Annotated in this window: 24 protein-coding genes; 6 read left to right on the forward strand and 18 right to left on the reverse strand. The window is 31.6% G+C overall.

Annotation, left to right across the window (positions count from 1 at the left end; genetic code table 11):
- Positions 1-292 precede the first annotated feature (292 nt).
- From AC4FQ3_RS04135 to AC4FQ3_RS04185, 11 genes are all read right to left on the reverse strand, one after another.
- Complete coding sequence (locus tag AC4FQ3_RS04135) at positions 293-619, reverse strand: helix-turn-helix domain-containing protein (RefSeq protein WP_042566767.1); 327 nt, start codon at positions 617-619, stop codon at positions 293-295.
- Positions 620-630: 11 nt separating this feature from the next.
- The gene (locus AC4FQ3_RS04140; protein WP_042566766.1) at positions 631-963 is read right to left on the reverse strand and encodes a type II toxin-antitoxin system RelE/ParE family toxin; all 333 of its coding nucleotides are present in this window, start codon (positions 961-963) and stop codon (positions 631-633) included.
- A 129-nt stretch (positions 964-1,092) separates the two neighbouring features.
- Entirely contained in the window at positions 1,093-1,449 is a 357-nt protein-coding gene (locus AC4FQ3_RS04145) for a hypothetical protein (protein ID WP_491180984.1), read from the reverse strand.
- Between the two features lie 26 nt (positions 1,450-1,475).
- Complete coding sequence (locus AC4FQ3_RS04150) at positions 1,476-2,198, reverse strand: hypothetical protein (protein ID WP_491180985.1); 723 nt, start codon at positions 2,196-2,198, stop codon at positions 1,476-1,478.
- Positions 2,199-2,282: 84 nt separating this feature from the next.
- Entirely contained in the window at positions 2,283-3,659 is a 1,377-nt protein-coding gene (locus tag AC4FQ3_RS04155; RefSeq protein ID WP_491180986.1) for a nucleoside permease, read from the reverse strand.
- 68 nt (positions 3,660-3,727) lie between these two features.
- Complete coding sequence (gene cmk / locus AC4FQ3_RS04160) at positions 3,728-4,420, reverse strand: (d)CMP kinase (RefSeq protein WP_491180987.1); 693 nt, start codon at positions 4,418-4,420, stop codon at positions 3,728-3,730.
- A 36-nt stretch (positions 4,421-4,456) separates the two neighbouring features.
- Complete coding sequence (locus AC4FQ3_RS04165) at positions 4,457-5,062, reverse strand: murein L,D-transpeptidase catalytic domain-containing protein (RefSeq protein ID WP_491180988.1); 606 nt, start codon at positions 5,060-5,062, stop codon at positions 4,457-4,459.
- 100 nt (positions 5,063-5,162) lie between these two features.
- Positions 5,163-5,762, reverse strand: a complete 600-nt coding sequence (locus tag AC4FQ3_RS04170; protein WP_491180989.1) for a murein L,D-transpeptidase catalytic domain-containing protein — start codon at positions 5,760-5,762, stop codon at positions 5,163-5,165.
- Between the two features lie 11 nt (positions 5,763-5,773).
- Positions 5,774-6,793: a type IX secretion system protein PorQ gene (porQ, locus tag AC4FQ3_RS04175; protein WP_491180990.1), complete on the reverse strand. Its 1,020-nt coding sequence runs from the start codon at positions 6,791-6,793 to the stop codon at positions 5,774-5,776.
- A gap of 274 nt (positions 6,794-7,067) precedes the next feature.
- Positions 7,068-9,521, reverse strand: coding sequence for an endopeptidase La (lon, locus tag AC4FQ3_RS04180; RefSeq protein WP_073398104.1), 2,454 nt, complete (start codon positions 9,519-9,521; stop codon positions 7,068-7,070).
- A 258-nt stretch (positions 9,522-9,779) separates the two neighbouring features.
- On the reverse strand, positions 9,780-10,472 hold the full coding sequence (locus tag AC4FQ3_RS04185; RefSeq protein WP_491180991.1) for a hypothetical protein: 693 nt from the start codon (positions 10,470-10,472) through the stop codon (positions 9,780-9,782).
- 255 nt (positions 10,473-10,727) lie between these two features.
- On the opposite strand from AC4FQ3_RS04185, the gene AC4FQ3_RS04190 reads away from it, so the two are divergent.
- Genes AC4FQ3_RS04190 through AC4FQ3_RS04205 form a run of 4 tightly spaced genes read left to right on the forward strand, consistent with a single transcriptional unit; the run spans position 10,728 to position 13,616 of the window.
- Positions 10,728-11,282, forward strand: a complete 555-nt coding sequence (locus AC4FQ3_RS04190; RefSeq protein ID WP_491180992.1) for an RNA polymerase sigma factor — start codon at positions 10,728-10,730, stop codon at positions 11,280-11,282.
- Complete coding sequence (locus tag AC4FQ3_RS04195) at positions 11,279-11,815, forward strand: anti-sigma factor (RefSeq protein ID WP_491180993.1); 537 nt, start codon at positions 11,279-11,281, stop codon at positions 11,813-11,815. Before AC4FQ3_RS04190 ends, AC4FQ3_RS04195 begins: the two co-directional genes overlap by 4 nt.
- Entirely contained in the window at positions 11,799-12,860 is a 1,062-nt protein-coding gene (locus AC4FQ3_RS04200; protein WP_491180994.1) for a DUF4097 family beta strand repeat-containing protein, read from the forward strand. The genes AC4FQ3_RS04195 and AC4FQ3_RS04200 overlap by 17 nt, the downstream gene beginning before the upstream one ends.
- 15 nt (positions 12,861-12,875) lie before the next feature.
- A complete protein-coding gene (locus tag AC4FQ3_RS04205; protein WP_491180995.1) occupies positions 12,876-13,616 on the forward strand; it encodes a head GIN domain-containing protein in 741 nt (246 codons plus the stop codon).
- A gap of 132 nt (positions 13,617-13,748) precedes the next feature.
- Here the strand turns inward: AC4FQ3_RS04205 and AC4FQ3_RS04210 are convergent, their stop codons facing one another.
- The 6 genes from AC4FQ3_RS04210 to AC4FQ3_RS04235 all read right to left on the reverse strand — a co-directional run bounded on the left by AC4FQ3_RS04210 (position 13,749) and on the right by AC4FQ3_RS04235 (position 23,387).
- On the reverse strand, positions 13,749-15,074 hold the full coding sequence (locus AC4FQ3_RS04210; protein ID WP_491180996.1) for an MFS transporter: 1,326 nt from the start codon (positions 15,072-15,074) through the stop codon (positions 13,749-13,751).
- Between the two features lie 175 nt (positions 15,075-15,249).
- Complete coding sequence (locus AC4FQ3_RS04215; protein ID WP_042565272.1) at positions 15,250-16,062, reverse strand: M48 family metallopeptidase; 813 nt, start codon at positions 16,060-16,062, stop codon at positions 15,250-15,252.
- Positions 16,063-16,149: 87 nt separating this feature from the next.
- Complete coding sequence (locus AC4FQ3_RS04220; RefSeq protein ID WP_491180997.1) at positions 16,150-18,549, reverse strand: glycoside hydrolase family 31 protein; 2,400 nt, start codon at positions 18,547-18,549, stop codon at positions 16,150-16,152.
- A 200-nt stretch (positions 18,550-18,749) separates the two neighbouring features.
- Positions 18,750-20,654: a 1,4-alpha-glucan branching protein GlgB gene (gene glgB / locus AC4FQ3_RS04225; protein WP_491180998.1), complete on the reverse strand. Its 1,905-nt coding sequence runs from the start codon at positions 20,652-20,654 to the stop codon at positions 18,750-18,752.
- A gap of 35 nt (positions 20,655-20,689) precedes the next feature.
- A complete protein-coding gene (locus AC4FQ3_RS04230) occupies positions 20,690-21,970 on the reverse strand; it encodes a glucose-1-phosphate adenylyltransferase (RefSeq protein WP_042565279.1) in 1,281 nt (426 codons plus the stop codon).
- Complete coding sequence (locus tag AC4FQ3_RS04235; RefSeq protein WP_491180999.1) at positions 21,960-23,387, reverse strand: glycogen synthase; 1,428 nt, start codon at positions 23,385-23,387, stop codon at positions 21,960-21,962. Before AC4FQ3_RS04235 ends, AC4FQ3_RS04230 begins: the two co-directional genes overlap by 11 nt.
- Positions 23,388-23,526: 139 nt before the next feature.
- On the opposite strand from AC4FQ3_RS04235, the gene AC4FQ3_RS04240 reads away from it, so the two are divergent.
- Both AC4FQ3_RS04240 and AC4FQ3_RS04245 read left to right on the forward strand, forming a co-directional pair.
- Positions 23,527-24,384 (forward strand): alpha/beta fold hydrolase, encoded by an 858-nt coding sequence (locus AC4FQ3_RS04240; protein WP_491181000.1) that lies wholly within the window; start codon positions 23,527-23,529, stop codon positions 24,382-24,384.
- A 57-nt stretch (positions 24,385-24,441) separates the two neighbouring features.
- Complete coding sequence (locus AC4FQ3_RS04245) at positions 24,442-25,086, forward strand: endonuclease III domain-containing protein (RefSeq protein WP_491181001.1); 645 nt, start codon at positions 24,442-24,444, stop codon at positions 25,084-25,086.
- 3 nt (positions 25,087-25,089) lie between these two features.
- Here AC4FQ3_RS04245 and AC4FQ3_RS04250 read toward each other — a convergent pair whose 3' ends face one another.
- Positions 25,090-25,524: a nuclear transport factor 2 family protein gene (locus tag AC4FQ3_RS04250; protein ID WP_491181002.1), complete on the reverse strand. Its 435-nt coding sequence runs from the start codon at positions 25,522-25,524 to the stop codon at positions 25,090-25,092.
- Positions 25,525-25,775 lie beyond the last annotated feature (251 nt).

The following is a 25,775-nucleotide window of genomic DNA, read 5'->3' on the forward strand; positions in this document are numbered from 1 at the left end:
ACATTTATTTGTAATGGCAAAATAAAACCAAATGATAATCAATCAATTATTCAGGAGCAGAAGATTTCAGGTTTTTCAAGACGTTCAGTCCCGCTTTCGCTCCTATCTTTTATGGTGAACGCCACCATAAAAGGATATCCGCTCTATCGGGGCTAGATTAGAGGTTTTAGTGTTTTTTAGAACTCAACCCTTTGTTATTGACAAACCCGACAGGTTTTATCCCGAGGCTTCGGGACTGTCGGGTTTACTATGCGCAACTATCTTTGTCAAAGTTTTAAACTTTTACAAAGTTTTACGAAACCTGCAAATTCTGATTTTCTATTTTCACATTAAAACTAATTTCAGCTTTTAGTGCTTTGAAAACCTTAATTATAGTATCAATTGTTGCGCTATTTGCACTGGTTTCCAATTTAGAAATTTGTGCTTTTTTCACACCAATTAATTCTCCTAATTGCTCTTGAGTAAGGTTTCTCTCTTTTCTTGCGGTCTTGATCATTCTTCCTAAAATATCCATACGAAGTTCATATTCATATTGATCTCTATCAGGTGTACCAACTATACCAATATATTTATCTTTCATTTCAGAAAGAGAGTACGACTTAATTATTTTCTTTTCCATAATTTTGTTTTTTACTTATCTTGCAAATAGCGAATCCTTATTTTATTTGCTCTTTCAATCTCGTCAGTTGGAATTTTATCCACCTTTTTGAAAAAGCCATGAGTTGCAAAAACTAAAGTTTGTTTATTATCCGTTTTATCCCAAAATGCTAATAGCCTAATTTGAGTACCTCCAAATCTCACTCTAAATTCCCAAATCTCATCTTTCAATTTTTTAAATAATCTTGGATCATGACTTTTCTCTGCCAAATCAATATTATAAAATAATTTATTAATTATTTTTCTATCAAGTTTTGATATAAACTCATCAGCCTCTTCTAAAAATTTTGTTTCAAAATATTTCATTCAAATTGCATATAACAAAAATACCACAAAAGTTTCTAAATTTAGAAACTTTTGTGGTATTTTATATTTATTAATATTCTTTGTTCAAATACTTGTTATCAAAGCCTGAACGACAACAAAGATAATAGATTATTTCTTATTTCTCTTAATCCAAAACAAACCTCCCAAAACAGAAACAGGCGCAAAAACAAAAATTGCCAGCAATTGCGTCCAGAAACTACCACTCGATTTAAAAAGTGAAAAAGCAGCAAAACCAGCCATGATAATAAAAAGCACATAATTGACTTTTAAGCTTCTCGCCTTTGAAATTAATTGAGCAACTAGTCCGCTTATAAACGAAAAAACAGTTCCGTAAACAAATGTCAAAACCATAAATAACTTCGAAGCATCTTCATGCGGATTAACTCCTGAAAATTTAAAAAGAAATATAGAACTAATTACAAAAACAGCATACCCAAGAATAACACCTAATATTTGCTTTATCATGACTTAAAATTTTAAAACAATTAAAATCAATAAACTACAAAGTATAAAATTACTAAAATCAACACACAAAATAAAAATCCAAAAAATTGAATTTGCCTTCGTTGACGATAATTAATTACATAGTTTTCAGAATCAATATAGTGCTTTACAAAAATTGCGGGATCTATAGTAATATCAGGTCTGTAATGCGCAGTTCCTAAAACAAAAGCCCTAATCAATTCCAACCGGTTAGAATAAATCATTGCAAAAAAGTGTTTTCCTAAAAATGCATCATTATGAACTATGACTTTATCATTAATCAAAACCGGCCAATAAAACTGATCAAACACTGCTTTCATAGGCGTATTTGAATTAACATCATATTTTGGTGGTTCTAAAATGTATTCAACTTTTTCTTTTTTAACAAAACATCTCCACGGTAAATCTTTTACAATAGCATTATTAAAATTATTTAGATACCGAATTCCTTTTTCATCAATTATAGTTGTGGTGTACATTCTTTTTCTATAACAAAATAGCAATACCGAAAAACTTACTAAAGCAAATAGAAATATCAAAAAAAAAGCAACCGTAGCAATTTCATCCAATCCGGTTTCATCAGAAGAATTAGTCATTATAAAAATTATTCCTGCCAGAAAGAATAACAGAAAAAACACTCCAAAAAACCCAATTAGAACATTAATAAATACCATTGGTTTCGAAGTAACAGCTTTGAACGGCGGTAGTGATTTTTTTATCTGATTTTGCATTTTTTAAATATATGATAAAATAATAAAAAGAAGAAACCCGACAGAATTTAAAATTTGTCGGGTTCTTAATAAAATAATATAATCTTAATGACTCAAATTCTCAATCTCCTTCGGATCATGTTTGTGTTTAAATAAAACAGCAAAGGCAATTGCAATAACTAAAGCGTAAGCTGCAAATGACAACCAGATGGTATGCCAGTCTTTCATTAAAATTGGATTTGCAAAAACTCCATCTGTAGAAATTGAGTTCCCCTGACTTTTTACAAATTCTAACATTTTAGGATTTGTAGTTTCTGTTTGCAAAAATCCAGATAACTCGATTGTATTACTAAACGATTTGGTAAAAAATCGATCAATTGCCCAACCCGAAGTTAAACTTCCTAAAACAGCTCCTACTCCATTGGTCATCATCATAAATAATCCTTGCGCTGATGAACGTATTTTAGAATCGGTATTGCTTTCTACGAATAACGAACCTGAAATATTAAAAAAGTCAAATGCCATCCCGTAAACGATACATGACAAAATAATCATCCATAATCCTGTTACAGGATCTCCAAAAGCAAATAATCCGAAACGTAAAACCCAGGCAAGCATACTAATAAGCATTACTTGTTTGATTCCGAAACGTCGTAAGAAAAACGGAATTGCCAATATAAATAACGTCTCAGAAACCTGTGAAATCGACATAATAATCGTCGAATATTTAATTACGAAAGAATCTGCATATTTTGGAAAATGTTTGAATTCATCCAGAAATACATCTCCGTAAGCATTTGTTAATTGCAAAGCGCCTCCTAAAAACATAGAGAAAACAAAAAACAAAGCCATTTTATAGTTTCCAAATAACTTAAAAGCTTCTAAACCTAATGTTTCTGTTAATGAAGCGTCTTCTTTGGTCAATCTTTGTGGTTCACATTTTGGTAACGTAAAAGCATAAAATCCAAGAATTAAAGCACCAATTCCTGCAATATAAAATTGATATTCTGTCGCTTTGCTTCCACTTAAATTGGTAATCCACATTGCGGCAATAAAACCAATAGTTCCCCAAACACGAATTGGCGGAAAATCTTTTACTATATTTTTATTATTTAATTTTAGTGAAGTGTAAGAAATTGAATTACTTAGTGCAATTGTGGGCATATAGCAACACATTGCTGCAAGCATTACATAAATAAAATTATCAGGAGTTGTAACTTGCGCAATACCAAATAAAACTAAAGCATATGTTATATGTAAGTAACCATATAATTTTTCGGCATTTACCCATCTGTCAGCAATAATTCCGGTCAAAGTAGGCATAAATAAAGAAGCAATTCCCATGGTTCCGAAAACAAGACCAAATTGGGTTCCTTCCCAATTTTTAGTTCCAAACCAATAATTTCCAATTGTTATAAGCCAGGCTCCCCAAACAAAAAATTGAAGAAAGCTCATTATAATCAACCTGTTTTTAATGCCCATATGATGAATTTGTCTTTAGAAATAAATGAAGCGGTAAAACTACCATTAAAAATGTTATCTACAAAAAATTAAACCGTTTTAACAACGTCATTTATTAATTCTAAAACAGCATTAAATTGTTCTTCTTTGCTCAAGTAAGAATTATCTATTTCAATTGCGTCATCAGCAATAATTAAAGGTGAATCTTCACGGTGTGTATCTATATAATCTCTTTCTACTACATTTTTTAAAACATCCTCATAAGAAACATTGTCACCTTTTTGCTGCAATTCATCAAAACGTCTTTGCGCGCGGGTTTCGGCACTGGCAGTCATGAATATTTTAAGTTCTGCATTTGGAAAAACTACAGTTCCTATATCCCTGCCATCCATCACGATAGCTTTGTTAGTTCCCATTTCCTGTTGTTGTTCAACTAATTTGGCACGCACTTCAGAAACCTCGGCTACCTTGCTAACAAAACTAGAAACCTCAATTGTTCTAATTGGTTTTTCGACATTTTCACCATTTAAATACATCTCAGCAAAACCTAAATCAACATTGTATCGAAACTCTAGTTGAATTTTTGGCAAAGCTTCAATTAAAGCTGCTTTATCAAAAAAATCAGCACCAATAAACTCATGCTGCATTGCAAAATAAGCTACGGCGCGGTACATTGCTCCGGTATCTACATATACATATTCAAGTTCTTTTGCCAATTGTTTTGCCAAAGTGCTTTTTCCTGTTGATGAAAATCCGTCGATAGCAATAGTAATCTTTTTCAATGTTTTATGTTTTAGTTTTTATTTTTTTTAGAGCTTTCAATAATAAATACACATCAAAATATTAGATTCTGATGCATCAATTATTTTGGCTATTCTTTCAAAGTATCTTTTATTGACCATTGGACAGCCATAACTATTGCAAATGTAGCCATCTTTCTCGTTATATGGAACATCATAATAATAATGAAAAACAATATCTCGTTTGAAGGCATTATTATTTGTTTTATCTAAACCATACAGCTTATACGCTTTTCCAAACTTACCGGTATAATAATTTCCGATATAATAACTTCCTAAAGAAGTACTTAAAGAATTCTGGACATTACTAAATTTTAGTCTTCCCTGAATACCAGTTTCAGAACCTGAACCATGCGCAACTATCCCTTTATCTATGATTTTATTTTCTTTTAAATCATAAACAAAAAATCGATTTTTGCCTGATGGTATTTTCATATCTATAAAAAAGGCAACATCCTTATTATACTTAGGATCATTACTGATTATCTTTTTTATCTTATTAACATGAGAATTGATTCTGTTGTTTGTTGCTACTTCAGAATCAGGTTTAATATCCTTATAGATAAACCTGTAAGCAATAAAAGCCAACAATATAAAAAACAAGATAACGAAGAGCTTTTTCATAAAAATTGCAAAAAAAATCTTTTATAATCTAAAACAAAAAACTGTTTTTAGATCATAAAAGATTTATGTGAGTTTTATTTTATCTGGCCGAATAAAAATTTTAATAATAAATATCTAAAACTATTTTCGATTTAGAATTATCAATTATTTTTTCTATTCTTTTAAAAAATTGTTCATTAACCATTGGGCAACCTTTGCTACGTGATATATAATAATCTTGTTCTTCCTCTGGAACTGCAGAATAATGATGTAAAACTATCGCTCTTTTTAAAGCATTGCTATTGGTCTCATCTAATCCGTTTAGTCTGTAAGCTTTTCCAAAAATCCCTTTATAACATTTTTCGATCGAATATCTTCCTAATGCGGTACAGTTAGAATTTGGTTCATTGCTAAATTTTAATTCTCCTCTAACCTGAGTTTCAGAACCTGATCCGTGTGCTACAAGTCCCTGGTCAAGAATTTTATTGTTTACCAGATCGTAAACAAAAAATCGATTTTTACCTGACTTTATTCTCATATCTACTAAAAAAGCGATCTTTTTACTGTACTTCGAATCAGTACTAATCACTTCCTTAATTTCATTTAACTGATTATTAAATCTTTCGATTTCGGCATCAGTCATGTTTTCATTTTTAAAATTTAATTTTGAGGTATTAAAAAAACCTGCAGTAACAAAAAGAATCAAATAAAATAGCTTCATAAATTACCTAATTATTGAAAGTTTAAGATTAGTCCAAAAAGACTCGAATTACCCGCTAATGTGTATCGTGAATATGAATAATTAAATTTTAAACGGTTCATTCTTAAACCGAAACCTAAAGAGATGCCTGAGAAATTACGCTGATCATTAATTCTCAATTCCTCACCTCTTCTAAAGTTGTAACCTAAACGCAAATTAACTGCTTTTTGTGGAAAAAGTTCTGCCCCAATAACAACATGTCTTAAAGCATTATTTACAAAGGAAACTTTCTCTTCACTTGTTGTTCCATCGATATTGGTTTCACCACGCACGGGATTCGAAAAGGAAACGTTCCATTGTTGTAAATTTTCTAAAGAAAGATGCCAGCGCAGTGGCACATGCTCTAATTCCTGCGACACTCCTGCAATGATTTCAAGTGGCAATTTTTCATGTATTCCTGAATATGTTGTAAACTGAGTTCCTATATTTCGAACTACAAGTGCCAGATTTAAATCATTTTTTTCAACTATATATAAAAAGCCTAAATCAATTGCGCCTCCAAACGAATTATAACTTTCTAATGTTGAAGTTATTAACTTTGCATTTACTCCAACATGAACATCTGTAAAAGGTATATTGTATGCATAACCAAACGATAACGCCGCTTCACTACCAGTAAAGTCTGAAGTTGCCTGACCATTTTCATCATAACCTTCAAATGTTCCGTAGTTAATATAGCTTATTCCGGCATGAAAAGTTTGTACATGTCGATCATAAGTATAAGCATAAGAAGCAGTTCCGTAAGATGCTTCTCCATAATAACTGCCATAATTCATAGCCAGATGATTGTCCATATCTTCATTTAGGGTAGCTGGATTAAACATAACCTGATTAACATCTTCATCATAAATCGTTATCGTTTTACCACCTAACGCCGCCTGTCTTGGTGATGTCGTTAAATTTAGAAATTCATAGGTGTAGCGCCCACCAATTTGTCCGAAGGAAACCGAACAAAATAGTATCATAAAAAATAAAACAAATTGTTTTACCATATTTTTTTTGGCGTTCCTATATGGGAATAACGCAAAGACAAAGATAAAATTATATAACTTATAAAATAATTTTATATGAAATTCCAATTGAAAAAAATACCAAAAATTAAATTCCAAATTCCAATTTAAAAAGAAAGTCCAAAAAGAAAATTCCAAATTCCAATTGAATTGAATTGAATTCAAAAAAAAACCAAATCCCAATCTTTAAGTAAAGTTTGGAATTTGGAATTTTAATCCCGATAGCTATCGGGATGGAATTTACAATTGAAATTTTTTATTTCAATGTTTTAGCATTTTTAGCATTTTGATCCGTCAAAGCCAAAGCCAGAACTTCGCTCATTTCTTTTACATAATGAAAAGTCAAACCTTCTAGATATTCGGCTTTAATTTCATCAATGTCACTTTTGTTTTCGTGACATAAAATGATTTCTTTAATGCCTGCTCTTTTTGCAGCTAAGATTTTTTCTTTGATTCCGCCAACAGGTAAAACTTTTCCACGAAGTGTAATTTCTCCTGTCATGGCAAGACTCTTCTTCACTTTCTTTTGTGTTAATAATGAAACCAACGACGTTAACATTGCAATACCGGCACTTGGTCCGTCTTTTGGCGTTGCACCTTCGGGAACGTGTAAGTGGATATTATATTTTTGAAACAATTCTACACCTAAGCCAAGTTTTTTAGCATTTGCTTTAATATATTCCAAAGCAATTGTTGCAGATTCTTTCATTACATTTCCTAAGTTTCCGGTAATTGTTAAAGCACCTTTTCCTTCAGAAATTAAAGATTCTATAAATAAAATATCCCCGCCAACACTTGTCCAGGCAAGACCTGTAACAACTCCGGCAACATCATTATTTTCATATTTATCACGCTCTAATCTTGGTACACCCAAAACAGTTACAATATCTTCATCTGTAACTTTTTTGTTGTACTCCTCTTCCATAGCAACAGCTTTTGCTGCGTTACGGATAACCTGAGCAATTTTTGTTTCCAGATTACGTACACCAGATTCACGTGTATAACCTTCTACGATTTTCTCTAATTGTTTTTTTCCAATTGTCAGATCTTTTGAAGTTAATCCGTGTGCCTCTAATTGTTTTGGAAATAAATGTCTTTTTGCTATTTCTACTTTTTCTTCAATTGTATAACCTGACATTTTAATTACTTCCATTCTGTCACGCAATGCTGGCTGAATCGCCGACATATTGTTTGAAGTAGCAATAAACATTACTTTAGATAAATCATACCCCATTTCAAGGAAATTATCATAAAAAGCATTGTTTTGTTCCGGATCTAAAACTTCTAACAAAGCTGAAGACGGATCGCCGCTATTTCCACTTGATAATTTATCTATTTCATCTAAAATAAAAACAGGATTTGATGTTCCTGCTTTTTTCAAACTTTGAATAATTCGGCCCGGCATGGCGCCAATATAAGTTTTTCTGTGTCCGCGAATTTCTGCTTCGTCACGTAAACCACCTAAGGAAATACGAACATATTCACGTCCTAAAGCTTCGGCAACAGAACGACCAATAGAAGTTTTACCAACTCCCGGAGGCCCTGTTAAACAAATAATTGGCGATTTCATATCGTTACGAAGTTTCAATACAGCCAAATGTTCGATCATTCTTTTCTTCACTTCTTCAAGTCCGAAATGATCTTTATCTAATATTTTCTGAGCAAATTTCAAATCAAATTTATCTTTAGAATATTCGCCCCATGGCAATTCTAAAAATAACTCAAGATAATTTCTTTGAATACCAAAATCCGGCGATTGCGGATTCATTCTACGCATTTTAGACAATTCTTTTTCGAAGTGTTTTTGCGTTTTTTCATCCCACTTTTTGGTTTTCGCTTTCAGTCCCATTTCGTCCATTTCTTCTTCCTGCGAAACGCCTCCCAATTCTTCCTGAATGGTTTTCATTTGCTGATGAAGGAAATACTCACGTTGCTGCTGATCTAAATCAAAACGAACTTTTGACTGAATGTCATTCTTCAATTCTAATTTTTGCAGCTCAACATTCATGTAACGCAAAGTTTCAAGCGCACGTTCTTTTAATCCGTTTATCGATAATAAATCTTGCTTTTCTTTTACCGATAAATTCATGTTTGAAGAAACAAAATTGATCAAAAACGATTGGCTTTCAATGTTTTTAATCGCAAAAGTTGCTTCTGAAGGAATGTTTGGACTTTCTTTTATAATTTGAATAGCCAACTCTTTTACAGAATCTAAAATGGCCGTAAATTCACTGTCGTTTTCTTCAGGACGTTTTTCTTCAACTTCTTTAATAGTTGCTGTCAAATAAGGTTCTTCTGAAACTACCTGGTCAATTTCGAAACGTTTTTTTCCTTGTAAAATAACCGTAACATTTCCGTCAGGCATTTTTAAAACGCGTAGAATTCTGGCTACAGTTCCTATTTTATGAATATCATCTTTTGATGGATCTTCGTCTTCTTCATTAATTTGAGAAACAACTCCAATGATTTTTCCACCGGCATTTGCATCATTAATTAATTTTATTGATTTATCTCTTCCTGCAGAAATCGGAATAACGACACCCGGAAATAAAACGGTATTACGTAAAGGTAAAATTGGTAACGAAAGCGGAAGTTCTTCATTGTTCATTTCCTCTTCGTCTTCCGGAGTTAATAATGGAATTAATTCTGCTTCTGAATCAAATTCTTGAAGTGACAGATTGTCAATAGTAAGTATTTTATGATTTGACATAATATTATATAAGTCGTTTTGTCATTAAAAGTTAAATTCTAACTGCAAAGTTAACCTTAAATACAACAGTTTTTGTTAAAAGTATAATAAGTGTTTCGTTTACAACGTAGGCCATAAAAATAGACAATCATTGTGCCAAATGCAAAATAGTCAGTTTTGAAATTTATCTTTTCTTCCTTATTTATCTTTTATAAAATCCTGGATATAAAAAAACCCGAAAGTAATTTCGGGTTTTTGTTTTATTATAGTTACTCTAAATTATTTTAAAGAATAAGAAACTAATTCGCTTACTGTACTTCCAGAAGTCATTTTAATTATACCAACATCTTTGGCAACCCAATATTCTACAGTTACAGAACTTGCGGTTTGTCCTTCCATTTTTGTTTCCATAAGAAATTTAAATTTAATTACATCCTTATATGAAACACTATTAACTGTTGCTGTTGCACCTTTTTCTAAAATTGTACCTGTATAGTTAACATTTAATTTTATTACAGGAACACCCGGGAAATCAAATGAAGTTTCTTGTGTATAACTTCCTGTCCAGGTTTTATTTACTTCTAAATAATCTTTAAAGAAAATGAATTCATAACCAGTTGTTTTACCTGTAATACCATTTGCATTGTATATCACATCGGCAATTTTAATGTAATAATCTCCTTTAACTTTTTTGATGGCAGCAGTAGCGCTTCCTTCTCCTCCATCCTGAGCAAGTGAAAACTGATTGAATTTAAAATAAGTGTCATCATTTACTTTTTCTGAACTAACAATTTTCATTGTACTTTCTGTTCCATTCTGATCCAGAACCCATTGATTATTAACTGCTGTAGGCCAATAATCTCCTGTTGAAGCTTCTGCAGTATTTTCATTATCCGAATCATTCGAACAAGAAATAAATAACGAACTTGACATCAATAATGCCAATAAAGCAATACTTTTAATTTTTCTCATGGTTAAATTTGTTTTTAGTGCTCCAAAATTAACATAAAAAAACGATTTTTTTAGCATTTTTTTAACAAACTAATTCTTCAAAACAAACAATTTCGTAATGTATTATATTTCAGTATTTTAAACTTAATCCTTATGAAAATAAAGTATGTTTTAAGAACTACTATCGAAATAGACTTAAAATAATTTTAAAAAAATAATCAAAACTGTAACAAACCAAAAAAAGCAAAGTCATTATAAAAAACTAGCAACCATTACTTGAATATAACTAATCAAAATATCGAAGAATTAATTGCGCTTTGCAAATTAAATAATCAAAAGGCGCAATTTGAAATTTACAATCGTTACTGTAAAGCTATGTACAATGTAGCTTACAGAATTGTAAAAGACGAACATTTTGCACAAGACGTCATGCAGGAAGGTTTCCTGAAAGCTTTTACAAAAATTAACGATTATAAACAAGAAGTTGCATTTGGAGCCTGGCTTAAAAAAATCATTATTAATTATAGTATTGATTTTTATAAAAAAAATAATGCTTTCCAAATGGATGACCTGAATAAAACACTTTATAAAATAGAAGAAAATGATGATTTTTTTTCTGAAAATATCGATTTAAATTCACTTAAAGTGAAACAAGTTTTAGACGCTATTTCAGGTTTAAAAGATAATTATCGAATGGTTTTGACGCTTTTTTATATTGAAGGTTATGATCAGGAAGAGATGAGTGAAATCTTAAACATTAGTTATGCAAATTGCAGAACTACGTTAAGCAGAGCTAAAGAAAATTTACGAAAAAAATTAGAGGATATATGAAAAAGGAAAATGACAATTTAGACGAGTTATTTAAAAAATTGGAGAATCAATGGGATGTTCACGAAATGAGTTCTGATCATCAGGTAGATTTTTTGAATAAATTAAATAAAAAACAGCCACAGAAAAAAAATTATGCCGGTTGGGTCATTGCGGCTTCGATAGCTTTATTATTAGGGATTTCTGTTTTGTATAACAATAACGAAAAACCTAAAGAATTCAAATTTGCATCGCAGGAAACCAAACGCACAGATTCTATTTTTAATATTTTAATCGAAAATGAACTTGTTAAATTAAAAGAAAAGAGCTCGCCTGAAAATGAACAAATCATAAATGATGCTTTAAAACAAATGAAAGTTTTTGATGCTGATTATGAAAAAATCATAAAAGAAGTTCAGAAAAACGGTGAAAACAAACAAATCATTTATGCGATGATTAGCAATCTGCAAACCAGAATCTCTTTTTTACAGACGGTTTTGCAGCGTATCGAAGAAAATGAAAATTTAAAAAACACAACTCATGAAAAAACATTATAACATACTTATTTTATTCATCTTGCTTCCTTTTTTAGGGTTTTCAAATGATGATATGGTAATTTCAAAACAAAAAAACATCAAAAAAACGTATATCGTAAATTCTAATGCAGGAATCGATATTGAAAATAAATACGGAAATATTACTGTAAGTACCTGGGATGAAGATAAAATTGATCTTGATATTACTATAAAAGTAACGGGAGGGAATGAAAACTGGGTAAATGAAAGATTAAATAGTATTGATATTGATATAACTGCCTTAAAAGGATTGGTTTCTGCGATTACCAAACTTGGAAATTCTTCTATAAAAAGCGGCGGAAGCAGTAATAGTTTTGAAATCAATTATGTGATTAAGATTCCGAAAAACGGAACTGTAAAGCTGGATAATAAGTACGGTAATATTACAATTCTGAGTTTAGAATCTACAACTGATATTTCGTGCAAATACGGTAAAGTTAATTTAGGAAAGCTAAACGGATCCAATAATCGTGTTCATATTGAATATTGCCAAAACTCAACTATTGACTATATCAAAAACGGAACTATTGAAGCACGTTATTCTGGTTTGAAAATCGTTGATTCGGGTAATTTAAATTTAGATACAAATTATACAGATTTGGTTATTTCCGAAGGACAAAATATAAAATACGATTGTAATTACGGGAACTTTAGGTTTCAAAAGATAAATTCATTCTCAGGATCTGGAAATTATCTGACGGTTAATATTGCCGAAATTTCAAATAGTGTCAATCTGGATACCAATTACAGCAAAATAAATATATCAACAATAACAGATAAGGCTAATAATGTCAACATCAACTCAACTTATTCTAATGTAGCCTTGGGGTATGACACTAATTACTCTTTTGATTTTGATATTAATACGAGATACGGAAATATCAAAAGCGATAATTCTCTGGATGTTTCTGTTACTGAAAGCAAAAGCACCAGTAAAAGAATAAGTGGTTTCAACAAGAAAAAAGGTCAGAATAAAGTGGTAGTGAATTCAAATTACGGCAGCGTGTCATTAATCAAAAAACAATAATCAAAAATCAAAACAATGAAAAAATCAATTCAATTATTAGTTTGTGGTGTATTTTTAGTGAGCTTTATTGCTCATGCACAGTGGTCATCTAATGACAAAAATAAAATAAAAGGCAATGGCAAAGTGGTAACCGAAACCAGAAACACAGGTGATTATGATGCTATTAAAGTTGGTGGTTCTTTTGATGTAAATCTTGTAGCAGGAAAAGAAGGAAAAATTACTATTAAGGGAGAAGAAAATTTACTATCTGCTATAAAAGTTGAAGTTGAAGATAATGCCTTGAAAATTTATGTTGATAAAACAATAAATATCCGACCAAGTTCCGGACACAAAATTGAAATTACGGTTCCATTCGAAAAAATTTCTGCTGTAAGTCTTTCGGGTTCAGGAGATCTAAAAACAAAGGATCAAATTAAAAGCGATACTTTTGCTGCGAAACTGGCAGGTTCAGGAAACGTTAATTTAAACGTTAATTCAAATGATTTTGAGTTGAATTTAAGTGGTTCCGGAGATGTTACTCTAAAAGGTTCTGCAGATAAATTTACTTCAAAACTTGCGGGATCAGGAAATGTAAATGCTTCAGATTTAAAATCAAAAACTGTTGAAGCCAATGTTTCAGGTTCAGGGAACAGTACTGTAAACTGTGAAGGAAGCTTAACTGCCAGAGTTGCGGGTTCAGGAAATATTAAATATTTTGGAAACCCTGAAAAACGTGACGTAAAAGTTTCCGGATCAGGAAATATTACAAAAGGTTAATTCAAAAAAAGCTCAATACTAAATATATTACAATCATCAATCCGTTTTAAAACGAACAAAATCATCCTTTTTAGTATTGAGCTTTTTCTATAAATTTTCTACTTAAATAACAAAACTAAGTGAGGTGTTTTATTAATTTAAAACGCCTTTTTTTGGCACTCTTCGTAATAATAAAATACCTACTGTAAAAAATACGCCTAATACTACAATTGCATATCTGGGGCTTCCGGTAATTTGATCAATCGCGCCGTAAACACACATTCCAATTACGATTCCTATTTTTTCGGCAACATCATAAAAACTAAAAAAAGATGCTGTATCATCAGATTCCGGCAATAATTTAGAATAAGTAGATCGTGATAAGGCCTGAACTCCTCCCATTACAAATCCTGCCAATGTAGCCATCGCATAAAAATGTATTGGCAGCCAGATAAAATAAACAATAACACAAAAAATTACCCAAATAGAATTTATTACAATTAGGGTTGGAATATTGCCATATTTTGCAGAAGCTTTTGAAGTTAGAACGGCTCCAATAACAGCTACTAACTGTATTAATAAAATACAAATAATTAAGCCTTTTGTACTTTCAGCCTGAGATGGCCAGTCAATTTCCTGAGCACCAAAATAAGTTGCTGCAATCATAACAGTCTGTACAGCCATACTATAAACAAAATAACTGCTCAAATATCTTTTTAAGGAGATGTTTTCTTCCAGTAATTTCCACACTTTTTTTAATTCTTTAAAACCATTAAAGATTACATCTTTATTTACTTTTTGATCTTCTTTTTTATTTCCTTTTGGTAAATAATAATAAGTATATTGACTAAAGCCAATCCACCAAATTCCAACCATTAAAAATGAATAGCGCATTGCTTTCATAGCAGCTTCGCCTTCAGTCCCTGTTATGCCAAAAATTTTCGGTTTCATGATCATCGCAAGATTAACAATCATTAAAATAACACTTCCTATATATCCTAAAGAATATCCTTTGGCACTTAATTTATCTTGCTGTTCAGGAAAAGCAATATCAGGCAGGTAGGAATTATAAAAAACCAAACTTCCCCAAAAACCAATCAATCCCAAAAAGTAAAAAAGTAAGCCGATGTATATGTTTTCAAGGTTAAACCAATATAAACCCATACAGGACAAAGCTCCCATATAGCAAAAGAATTTCATAAATGTTTTTTTATTCCCCACATAATCGGCAATACCCGATAATAATGGCGAAATAAAAGCAACAACCAAAAATGCTGCAGCTGTAATAAAACTGATTAAAGCAGAATTTTTAAGATTCATTCCGAAAACATCTATATAATGATCTTTGTCTGAAAATAATGCCTCGTAAAAAATTGGAAAAACGGCCGATGAAATAACTAATGGATAAACTGAATTTGCCCAATCGTAAAAAGCCCATGCATTTAATAATTTTTTATCTCCTTTGTTTAAATCTGCCATATTTATGAATTTGGTTGCTAAATTATTTCTTTTTTTCTATAATTGGATATAATATTCATAAATCGTACATTATTAAATTATTATTTAATCGCAATTAATTGACTTATTGACAAATACAAAAAAAAGCTACTCTGAAAGAATAGCTTTTATAATTTTTTGATATAGGGAATATTGTTTATCTGATAACACCAACTTTTGCAGCTGTTGCCCTTGCATCAGGAATTAATGCTTTTAAATTTGCAATTCTTGTTGCATCAGAAGGGTGTGTACTCATAAATTCAGGAGTTCCCGATCCGCCAGATTTAGCCGACATTCTGCTCCAAAAAGCAATTGAATCATCGGGATTGTAACCTGCAATTGCCATAAGTGTCAAACCAATTTTATCGGCTTCACTTTCATTGCTTCTGCTAAATGGAAGCATTACTCCTACTTCAGAACCAACTCCGTAAGCTTGCGAAAATATGGCTCTTGTTGACTCTGATTTACCGCTTGTTGCAGCATCTAAAGCAACTCCTCCAATTTGCTGCAATTGTGCTGCACTCATTCTTTGTGCCCCGTGATTAGCCAATGCGTGAGAAACTTCATGCCCCATAACAGTTGCCAAACCTGATTCATCCTGAGTGATTGGCAAAATTCCTGAATAAACCACGATTTTACCTCCTGGTAAACACCAGGCATTTACTTCTTTATTTTCTACCAATTTGTATTCCCAACGGTAATCTTTTAAGTATTGCGTTTGTCCTAAAAAAGTTAAGTATCTTTCTGCTGCAGCTTTAATTTTACTGCCCACAAGATCTACTCTTTTAGCATCTGCAGTTCCTGTTATAACTTTATTTTCTGAAATAAAAGCATTGTACTGTTGAAATGAAGTTGGAAATAACTCGCTGTTTGATACAAAGTTAAGAGTTGATTTTCCTGTTACAGGATTTGTCGCACATGCAGCTAGTAAAAGTGCCGCAAAAGCGGTTAAGAAAAAGTAATTTTTCATGATCATAGATTTTAATATAAAATAAAAATACGATTATTTTTAATAGGTATTTTTATATAATTAAATCGAAACGTATCATAATTATTATTATTGTCCAATAATGTGCAATTCGGTAAATTCTTTATCAATAATCAGGAAATGATTTTCTTCAAATCTTTCACTATCAAATTCTACTTTTTCGTTATCAATCTCTATTTCAGTTACTTTGAATGGCAATCCAATTAAATTAATTTTATATCTACTATAAGGTGTATCGTATTTTCCTTCTTTATGCAATTGAATAATAAGTTCTTTTTCTTTCCCGATGGTTCTAAAAGATAAAAAGCTGTAACGGCCTTTTTTATAATCATAACCATCCTGAGCATCTTCATAAACTACTGATTTTTCCTTACCATTTTTATAATATAAATCCAGCGTTAATTCATCAAACTCAAGTTCACCGACATATTGCTGTACAGGATATTTAGGGATAATTGCTCCTGCTTTAACAAAAACCGGAATTTCATCAAATTTGGTATCGATCCAAACTTCTCGTCCGCCGGTTGTAAACTCATTTGTCCAGTAATTGTACCATTCTCCTCTTGGAATATACATTCGTCTTCCTAAAGAATTAGGTTCCAGAATTGGGCAAACTAATATTTGATTTCCGAAGATAAATTCATCGTTACGATAATGTGTTTGGGTATCATCCTGATCGTAGTAAACCAATGGTTTTAGCATCGGGATACCTTCTTCTATATATTGCCAAAACATGGTATACAAATAAGGCAATAGCTGATAACGTAAGCTCACAAATTTTCGGGTAATATTAATCACTTCTTCATCAAAAGCCCATGGCTCCTGATTGCCGTGATCTCCGGAAGAATGCGTTCTGCAGAAAGGATGAAAAACGCCCAACTGAATCCAGCGTGCATATAATTCTCCTGTTGGCTGTTCTGCAAATCCACCAATATCAGAACCTGTAAAACCCATTCCTGAAATACACATTCTTTGTACCTGAATATTGGCAATCCATAAATGTTCCCAAGTTGCTACGTTATCACCTGTCCATGATGATGTATAACGCTGCGCACCTGAATATGCCGATCTTGTAATTACAAATGGACGTTTAGGATATGCAAAACGCTTTACTCCATGATAAGTAGCACGAGCCATTTGTGTACCATAAATGTTGTGTGCTTTTCTATGGCTACAAGGATTTCCATCATACATATGACGTACATCCATTGGAAACGTTTTATTCGGAACTTCCATAACAGCAGGTTCGTTCATATCATTCCAAACCCCTTTTACACCAAAGTCCGAAATTAATTCTTTAAATAAGCCCGCCCACCATTCTCTCACTACTGGATTTGTATAATCCGGAAAATTACATTCTCCCGGCCAGACTTTTCCTTTCATGTAAGGTCCATCTGCTCTTTTACAGAAATAATCTTTTTCAAGAGCTTCCTGGTAAACCCAATAATTTTTATCAATTTTAATTCCCGGATCGATGATTACAATTGTTTTAAAACCATCTTCGGCTAATTCTGCAATCATTCGTTTTGGGTCGGGAAAATATTCACTACTCCAGGTAAAACATCGAAAACCTTCCATATAATCGATATCCAGATAAATAGCATCACAGGGGATTTTTAATTCTCGAAATTTTGAAGTGATTTCTTTTACTTTGCTTTCCGGATAATAACTCCATTTGCATTGATGGTAACCCAAAACCCAAAGTGGCGGTAATTCTGGTTTACCTGTTAAATCAGTATAAGTTGTAACAACATCCTGCATTTGTGGGCCATAAATAAAGTAGTAGTTCATTTCACCACCTTCGGCCCAAAAACTGGCTACATTTCTTCTTTCCTGACAAAAGTCAAAGAAAGTTCTAAAGGTATTATCAAAGAATATCCCGTATGATTGTTTGTTATGTAAACCAATGTAAAAAGGAACAACTTTATACAATGGATCTTGTTCTTTGTGAAAAGCGTACTGATCTGTCGCAAAATTTTCTAATCTTTTGCCTTTTAAATTCATTTGTGTGGCTTTGTCGCCAAGACCGTAAAAACATTCTCCATCTTTGGATGATTTACTCATTTTTACGATATTTCCGCCATATTCATAACTTTCTTCCCAATGAAAACCAAGCTCATCTTCAAGAATTAGAAAATCATTGAGGTCATAAATAGACAAACGAAGATCCTGTTTTTGAATTTTACACTTTACTTTACTGGTTCTTATTTGAAAATAAGTTTCCTCTTCGGTTAATTCTAAAAAATTATAACCATGCAATTGTGTTTTATCTATTGCGTATGAAAAATCATTGCTGAAATAACCTTTTGTAGTAAATCGAAACCGAATTAAACTGTCTCGTAGAATAGTGACTTTTAAGATTACTTTGTTGTCTGTATGAAAAAAGATGGTATCTCCTTCATGTTCGTGCGAAACAATTTTTGATGGATATAAATCGCCTTTATACTCTAGTGCTGTATTTGTAATCATACGCTAAATGAATTAATTATAGAACTCCAATCTTTATCTCAAACATACAAAAAAACTTAATAAGCCTCTCTGAATAAAAGGATTATTCACGAAAACGATTTTTCTGAATGACTATTAAATTACATCTCAAAAAATCAGGAAATCGATAATTTAAGAATGCAAAACTGATAAAATTGCATTACGAAATAAAGATTAAATTTTTATTGAAAGGAATAAACTGTTACGCTCAAGGGAGGTAAAGTTAATTCTACCGAATAATCTCTTCCATCATAAGAAATACTTTGAACTTTTAATGTTTCTGAATTCCCTACTCCACTTCCGCCATATATAATTGAATCACTATTAAAAATTTCTTTTAGTTTTCCTTTTTGCGGAATTCCGATTCTATAATTTTCTCTTATCACTTGTGTGAAATTACAAACAACAATTACATTTTCTTTCTCGTTATTTCCTTTTCTGATATAAGACAAAACGGCATTTTGATGATCTGAATAATTTATCCATTCAAAACCTTCGCCAGTAAACTGTTTTTCATATAATGCAGGATGAGTTTTATATAAATGATTCAAATCTGTGATTATCTTTTTTATGCCCAAATGATAATCATATTGAAGTAAATGCCAGTCTAAACTTTTCTCAAAATTCCATTCATCACTTTGTCCAAATTCTGATCCCATAAACAATAGTTTAGTTCCGGGATGTGTAAACATATAACCATACAGCAAACGCAGGTTAGCAAATTTTTGCCACTCGTCGCCAGGCATTTTATTGGCAATAGATTTTTTTCCGTAAACCACTTCATCATGTGAAAATGGTAACATAAAATTTTCTGTAAAAGCATAAGTCATCGAAAATGTCAAATCATTTTGGTGGTATTTGCGATAGACGGTTTCTTTCTGAAAATATTTTAATGTATCGTGCATCCAGCCCATCATCCATTTCATTCCAAAACCTAAACCTCCGGTAAAAGTTGGTCTCGATACCATTGGAAAAGAAGTACTTTCTTCTGCAATTGTCTGAACTCCGTCAAAATTAGCATAGATAACTTCATTAAATTCTTTAAGAAAACTTATAGTATCAAGATTTTCTCTTCCTCCATAAATATTGGGTTCCCATTCGCCTTCATTTCGCGAATAATCAAGATATAACATCGAAGCTACGGCATCAACCCTTAATCCATCAGCATGATAATTTTGCAGCCAAAAAACAGCATTACTTATTAAGAAAGCACGAACTTCATTTCTACCATAATTAAAAACCAAACTTTTCCAATCCGGATGATAGCCTTTTCTACGATCCGGATGTTCATATAAATGTGATCCATCAAAAAAGCCTAAACCGTGTGCATCATCAGGAAAATGTGACGGAACCCAGTCTAAAATAACACCAATTCCAGCCTGATGCAGCTTATCAACCAAAACCATAAAATCCTGAGGTTTTCCAAAACGGGATGTTGGCGCAAAATATCCGGTTAATTGATATCCCCATGATGGATCATAAGGATATTCCATAATTGGCATAAATTCAACATGCGTAAATCCAGTTTCTTTTACATAATTAACCAAATCATCAGCAAGCTCTAAATAGGTTAAAAACCGATTTTGATCACCTCTTTTCCAAGATCCTAAATGAACCTCATATACAGAATAAGGCTTATCCAGCTTATTACTTTCCTGACGTGATTTCATCCAGTTTTCGTCTTTCCAGTTATAATCCAAATCCCAAACAACCGAAGCCGTATGAGGTGGTTTTTCACAATATAAAGCAAAAGGATCTGCTTTTTCGGTTACAACGCCATCAATATTAGATTGAATTTTATATTTATAAAGTGCTCCTTTTTCTATATGTGGAATAAATCCTTCCCAAATTCCGGAAGAATCCCATCGAACTTGCAATAAATGTTCTCCTTGTGTCCAATAATTAAAATCTCCAACAACAGAAACTGATTGTGCAGTTGGAGCCCAAACGGCAAAATAAACACCTTTTTCTCCATTGACTTCAATTAAATGTGCTCCTAATTTTTCATATAATTGGAAGTGCTTTCCTGCTTTGAATAAATCAATATCGAAATCAGTAAATAAAGAATGCGTGATTACTTTAGACATATTTGGTTTTTAAGGCAATAATTAATTTTGAACTTTTATTCAATTCTGAAATTATCTGAGAGAATTGCGCCTTTTTTAATAACTACAATTCCATCTTTTATGCTGTATAATTCATTGGTAAAATTATCTAAATGTTTTCCTCCGCTAATGTGAACATTATTTCCTATGCGGACATTTTTATCTATTAAAGCATTGCTTATAAAACAATTATCTCCAATTCCAATATGGATTTTATTAATAGTACTTTCATGGTTCATTTCATCAAGATCCTGGTAAAAATCATTCCCCATCACATAACAGTTTTGCAACACAGTTCCTGTACCAATTCTGGAACGAATACCAATTACAGAACTTATTATTTCTTTGGCATTAATAATACAGCCCTCAGAAATCAATGATTGATTTATAATTGAATTTCTAAATTTTGATGGCGGTAATAATCTTGGTCTTGTAAAAATTTTATTCTCATTATCAAACAAATTGAATTCCGGAATATCAGCAGTTAGCCCAATATTAGCTTCAAAAAATGATTCAATATTTCCTATATCCGTCCAATATCCTTCATATTGATAACTTAGAATTTTATGTTTTCCAACGGCTTGCGGTATAATTTCTTTTCCAAAATCTTTCGTTTCAGTATCAGACATTAAATCTTCCAGCAATTGTTTATTGAAAATGTAAATCCCCATTGATGCCAAATACTTTTTACCTTTTTCCTGCATTTGTTCACTTACCTCAGATTCCCATTCAGGTAATAAAGATGCATCAGGTTTTTCTATAAAAGCTTCAACACAATTCTCGTGATTGGTTTTAAGAATACCAAATTCAGGGGCATCTTTCGCATTTACAGGTAAAGTCGCAATAGATATCGCAGCATCTGCAGCAATATGGGCTTCTAACATTTCGTTAAAATCCATTTGATATAATTGATCTCCGGATAGGATTAAAGCATGGTCAAATTCATGCTTTTGAAAATGCGACATACATTGTCGAACTGCATCTGCAGTTCCCTGAAACCATGTTGGATTATCAGGGGTTTGTTCTGCTGCTAAAATATCAACAAATGACTGACTAAAAATACTGAAATTAAAAGTGTTTTTGATGTGAGCATTCAAAGAAGCAGAGTTGAACTGTGTCAGGACAAATATTTTGAAAATATCTGAATTGATACAATTTGAAATTGGAATATCCACCAATCGATATTTTCCTCCAATTGGTACTGCAGGTTTTGATCTCGTTTCTGTTAATGGAAACAAACGGGAACCTTGTCCTCCTCCTAAGATAATGGCAACGACATTTTTCTTTTTAAATTTCATTTTTCTCAATTATTAGGTTGTATATCTCGATATATTCTTGGCAAACTCTTTCCCAGGAATGATCAATGCTCATTCCTGTTTTTATAACTTTATTGAAATTTATTTTATCATCGTATAATTTTACAGCGCGATTTATAGAATAACAAATATCACCAACCGAAGCCTGATTATGACAAATCCCATTACCATTATCTCCAAAATCAACTACAGTATCACGCAGACCTCCTGTTCTCCTGACAATCGGAATTGTTCCATAACGCAACGCATACATTTGATTTAATCCACATGGCTCAACTCTTGAAGGCATTAAAATATAATCTGAACCTGCGTAAATCAGGTGCGCTAATTCTTCATTATAACCAATGAAAGCATTGTAATTTCCCTTATAATCATTACGTAACTGTATTAATTGTTCTTCAATTAGGGAATTTCCAGAACCCAAAATCAAAATATTGATATTCTCAAAATTTTCCGATAAGGCCAATGCAGCAGCCTGAGGCAATAAATCTCCCCCTTTTTCCTCAAATAAACGCCCAATAAAACTAAAAAGAGGTTTTCGCGGATCTAATTCAAATTGCTCACACAAGTTTTCCTTATTCAATTGTTTTCCAAATTCAAAACTATCAATCGAATAATTTTCTACGATCATTTTGTCTTTAGAAGGATCCCAAACTTCTATGTCAATTCCGTTTAAAATACCTTTTGATTTACTTTGAACCGAATTAAATAAAGACTCTAAGCCATTTGCTGAATAGTTTATTTCGTTTAAATAACTCGGAGACACCGTCGTAACAGCATGTGCGCATTTAACTCCAACAGCCAATGAATTCAAAGAACTTCCCCATTCCAGAAAGCCAACATGAATTAAATCGAACTCAGGTAAATAATGTAGTTTATCAAAACCAAACCAGCCTTGATATAAACCGTTATGAATTGTAATTACCGTTCTTACACTTTTTAACTCTTCATATTTATAAGCATATTTTAGCAAAAACGGAATTAATCCAGTATGATGATCATGACAATTTATTACATCAGGAATTGTTTTTCTAGCTAAAAGCCAATCTAATACTGCGATTTGGAAAGAAAAAAAACGCTCAATATCATCTTCATATCCATAAACATTTGGTCTGTCAAATAGTTCCTTAATTTCTATCAGATATAATTCATAACCTAGTTTATCTGAAGTTTCTTTTAAAACATTAAAAGGAAAATCGAAATTTCCTAATTTAACATTTCCCCAATGGACACATTCAAAGTTATTTTCTTTTTTAAATTTTGTATCATAACAAGGAACCACAACTCTAACAAGATTACCCGCAGAAGCTTGATATTTAGGTAATGCACCAACAACATCGGCCAAACCACCAACCTTTACCATTGGATAACATTCTGCACTGATATGAAATATTTCCATGTTAGAAATTTATAGGTTTAATAGTAAAATTAATTCTCAAATTATTTTTTAAATAAGCAATTATTAATATGTTACTTTTATGTTTTTTAAATTTAGGAAAAAATAAACAAAATTAAGCCTCAAAAAAATATTTATTGATATGACAAAAAATATAACTAATCCTACTAAATCATTAAAAATTCCGCAGTTTATAATTATATCCTGTAAAATTTGTGCTTTTATCTCAACAAAATTAGTTACGTCATATGCTGCTAAACTATTCACAACTCCGATAAAACATAAAGTTCCAAAACGGGAGCTTGAAATGGATATAAAAAGCATTCAAAATAAAATCTATATTCCTAAAATTGACAAAAGTGTAGTAACTTATAAATATGGAGAAAGTGATCGCAAAATTTTATTGGTTCATGGATGGTCAGGGAGAGGAACACAACTATTTAAAATTGCTGATGAACTTTTAAAACTAGGTTATTCTACAATTAGCTTTGATGCACCTGCGCATGGAAAATCTAAAGGAAAAACTACAATTATGTCTGATTTTATTGCATCAATATTAGAAATTGAGAAACAGTACGGTCCGTTTGAGGTTGCTATTGGTCATTCACTTGGAGGAATGTCGGTACTAAATGCGATTAAAGATGGTTTACGGGTAAATAAAGCTGTTATAATTGGAAGTGGAGATATTGTTCAGGATATTTTAGATGATTTTATTTTGAAATTAGCTTTAAAGCAAGAAATAAGCGAAAGATTACGCGATCTGTTTGAAGAGAAATATCAGGTAAAAATGGACGATTTCTCAGCATATAAAGCAGCACAAAAAATACAAATTCCAGTTTTGGTAATACATGACAAAGATGATCCCGAAGTTCCTGTAAAAGCAGGAATTCATATTCACGAACAACTTAAAAACGGGATTTTATATATTACTGAAGGTCTCGGGCACCGAAAAATACTTGGAAATCAAAATGTGATAAAAAAGATATTAGAATTTATTTAAAGTGCTTAAATTTGTGTTAGTTACATTTTTAATTGTATAATTCTAAAGAAAAACAAAATGGATTTATTTGGAGAAATATCTGATTGGGAAAGTAAACTAAAACCTCTTTTGAAAAAATATAAAGGAAAAAAACACCCTTTGGATTATCAAAACATCTATCAATTGTTGGTGATGGTAGTTCTATCAGCACAAGATTCTGATGCAAACATTAATAAAATTGCTCCACTCTTATTCAAAAAATATCCCACTTTAAATAGTCTGTCTAAAACTGATTTAGAGACATTTACTCCCTATATAAGTAAGGTTCGGAATTATCCAACAAAAGCACAATGGCTTCTGGAAATTGCTAAGTTTATTAAAGATGATAAAGACATACCTTTAAATATGAAGGAATTAACAGCATTAAAAGGTATTGGTAGAAAATCTGCAAATGTGATTATAAGAGAAAGCCACAAACCAGCAGAAGGAATAATTGCAGATTTACATGTAATACGTGTAAGTCCAAGAATTGGTATAATAAAAGAAAGTAAAGATGGAAATAAGGTTGAAAAAGATCTTATGCAGGCATTACCAAAAAATATATGGTCAGAGATAGGAATGGCTCTCTCATTCTTAGGACGGGAAACCTGCAGACCTAAACCAAAGTGCGAAGAATGTCTAATCACAGATTCTTGTCATTACTATCTAACAGAAGTAATATAACTATTATTTCCTTCTGGTATCAATTAAATAGACAATCTTCCATGAATCTTTTTCTTTGAATAAAGTAAAAGCATTAACTCCAGAATGGCTCAATTTATCATTTAAGTAAAATTCATAAGGAGTCCAAACATGCGCCATACTCCCATCTATTTGGATATTATAATTCAAGATTTTCTCCTCAAATTTTAAATTAGAAGGTATTGAAGCGATAGACTTGTAGAATTCCTTTATATTCTCTTCAGATAACTTATTTCCTTTGGTTACACTTTCACTAATAGATTGCAAAATAAGTTTATCAGAACAAACTAACTTCAATTTAATTGTGTCTTTGTGATGAAAGGCTACAAAAAAAGATTCAATGGCTTTCTGTACATCCTGTTTTTGTGCATTTGAAGACAACCCAGCAAACATTAATATTACAATAAAATACATTCTCATAATTAATACTTTTTCTTAAACTCAAACTAACTTATATGACATAAAGATATAAAAGATAATTTATGATTAATAATAAGAATGTGTAGAAGAGTAGACTTTAAATACATAATAATATGGCTCATAACAAACTATTTATAAAACAAAAAATCCCCATCAAATAAATGATGAGGATTCTCAAAAGAAAGGCGACGACATACTCTCCCACATAACTGCAGTACCATCTGCGCAGGCGGGCTTAACTACTCTGTTCG

Source organism: Flavobacterium sp. AK-345, assembly GCF_058310175.1.

Excerpts from the sequence above, each read along its gene's own strand:
- AC4FQ3_RS04135 (WP_042566767.1), bottom strand. The coding sequence starts at position 619 with ATGGAAAAGAAAATAATTAAGTCGTACTCTCTTTCTGAAATGAAAGAT.
- AC4FQ3_RS04140 (WP_042566766.1), bottom strand. The coding sequence starts at position 963 with ATGAAATATTTTGAAACAAAATTTTTAGAAGAGGCTGATGAGTTTATA.
- AC4FQ3_RS04145 (WP_491180984.1), bottom strand. The coding sequence starts at position 1,449 with ATGATAAAGCAAATATTAGGTGTTATTCTTGGGTATGCTGTTTTTGTA.
- AC4FQ3_RS04150 (WP_491180985.1), bottom strand. The coding sequence starts at position 2,198 with ATGCAAAATCAGATAAAAAAATCACTACCGCCGTTCAAAGCTGTTACT.
- AC4FQ3_RS04155 (WP_491180986.1), bottom strand. The coding sequence starts at position 3,659 with ATGGGCATTAAAAACAGGTTGATTATAATGAGCTTTCTTCAATTTTTT.
- AC4FQ3_RS04165 (WP_491180988.1), bottom strand. The coding sequence starts at position 5,062 with ATGAAAAAGCTCTTCGTTATCTTGTTTTTTATATTGTTGGCTTTTATT.
- AC4FQ3_RS04170 (WP_491180989.1), bottom strand. The coding sequence starts at position 5,762 with ATGAAGCTATTTTATTTGATTCTTTTTGTTACTGCAGGTTTTTTTAAT.
- porQ (WP_491180990.1), bottom strand. The coding sequence starts at position 6,793 with ATGGTAAAACAATTTGTTTTATTTTTTATGATACTATTTTGTTCGGTT.
- lon (WP_073398104.1), bottom strand. The coding sequence starts at position 9,521 with ATGTCAAATCATAAAATACTTACTATTGACAATCTGTCACTTCAAGAA.
- AC4FQ3_RS04185 (WP_491180991.1), bottom strand. The coding sequence starts at position 10,472 with ATGAGAAAAATTAAAAGTATTGCTTTATTGGCATTATTGATGTCAAGT.
- AC4FQ3_RS04195 (WP_491180993.1), top strand. The coding sequence starts at position 11,279 with ATGAAAAAGGAAAATGACAATTTAGACGAGTTATTTAAAAAATTGGAG.
- AC4FQ3_RS04200 (WP_491180994.1), top strand. The coding sequence starts at position 11,799 with ATGAAAAAACATTATAACATACTTATTTTATTCATCTTGCTTCCTTTT.
- AC4FQ3_RS04205 (WP_491180995.1), top strand. The coding sequence starts at position 12,876 with ATGAAAAAATCAATTCAATTATTAGTTTGTGGTGTATTTTTAGTGAGC.
- AC4FQ3_RS04210 (WP_491180996.1), bottom strand. The coding sequence starts at position 15,074 with ATGGCAGATTTAAACAAAGGAGATAAAAAATTATTAAATGCATGGGCT.
- AC4FQ3_RS04215 (WP_042565272.1), bottom strand. The coding sequence starts at position 16,062 with ATGAAAAATTACTTTTTCTTAACCGCTTTTGCGGCACTTTTACTAGCT.
- AC4FQ3_RS04220 (WP_491180997.1), bottom strand. The coding sequence starts at position 18,549 with ATGATTACAAATACAGCACTAGAGTATAAAGGCGATTTATATCCATCA.
- glgB (WP_491180998.1), bottom strand. The coding sequence starts at position 20,654 with ATGTCTAAAGTAATCACGCATTCTTTATTTACTGATTTCGATATTGAT.
- AC4FQ3_RS04230 (WP_042565279.1), bottom strand. The coding sequence starts at position 21,970 with ATGAAATTTAAAAAGAAAAATGTCGTTGCCATTATCTTAGGAGGAGGA.
- AC4FQ3_RS04235 (WP_491180999.1), bottom strand. The coding sequence starts at position 23,387 with ATGGAAATATTTCATATCAGTGCAGAATGTTATCCAATGGTAAAGGTT.
- AC4FQ3_RS04240 (WP_491181000.1), top strand. The coding sequence starts at position 23,527 with ATGACAAAAAATATAACTAATCCTACTAAATCATTAAAAATTCCGCAG.
- AC4FQ3_RS04245 (WP_491181001.1), top strand. The coding sequence starts at position 24,442 with ATGGATTTATTTGGAGAAATATCTGATTGGGAAAGTAAACTAAAACCT.
- AC4FQ3_RS04250 (WP_491181002.1), bottom strand. The coding sequence starts at position 25,524 with ATGAGAATGTATTTTATTGTAATATTAATGTTTGCTGGGTTGTCTTCA.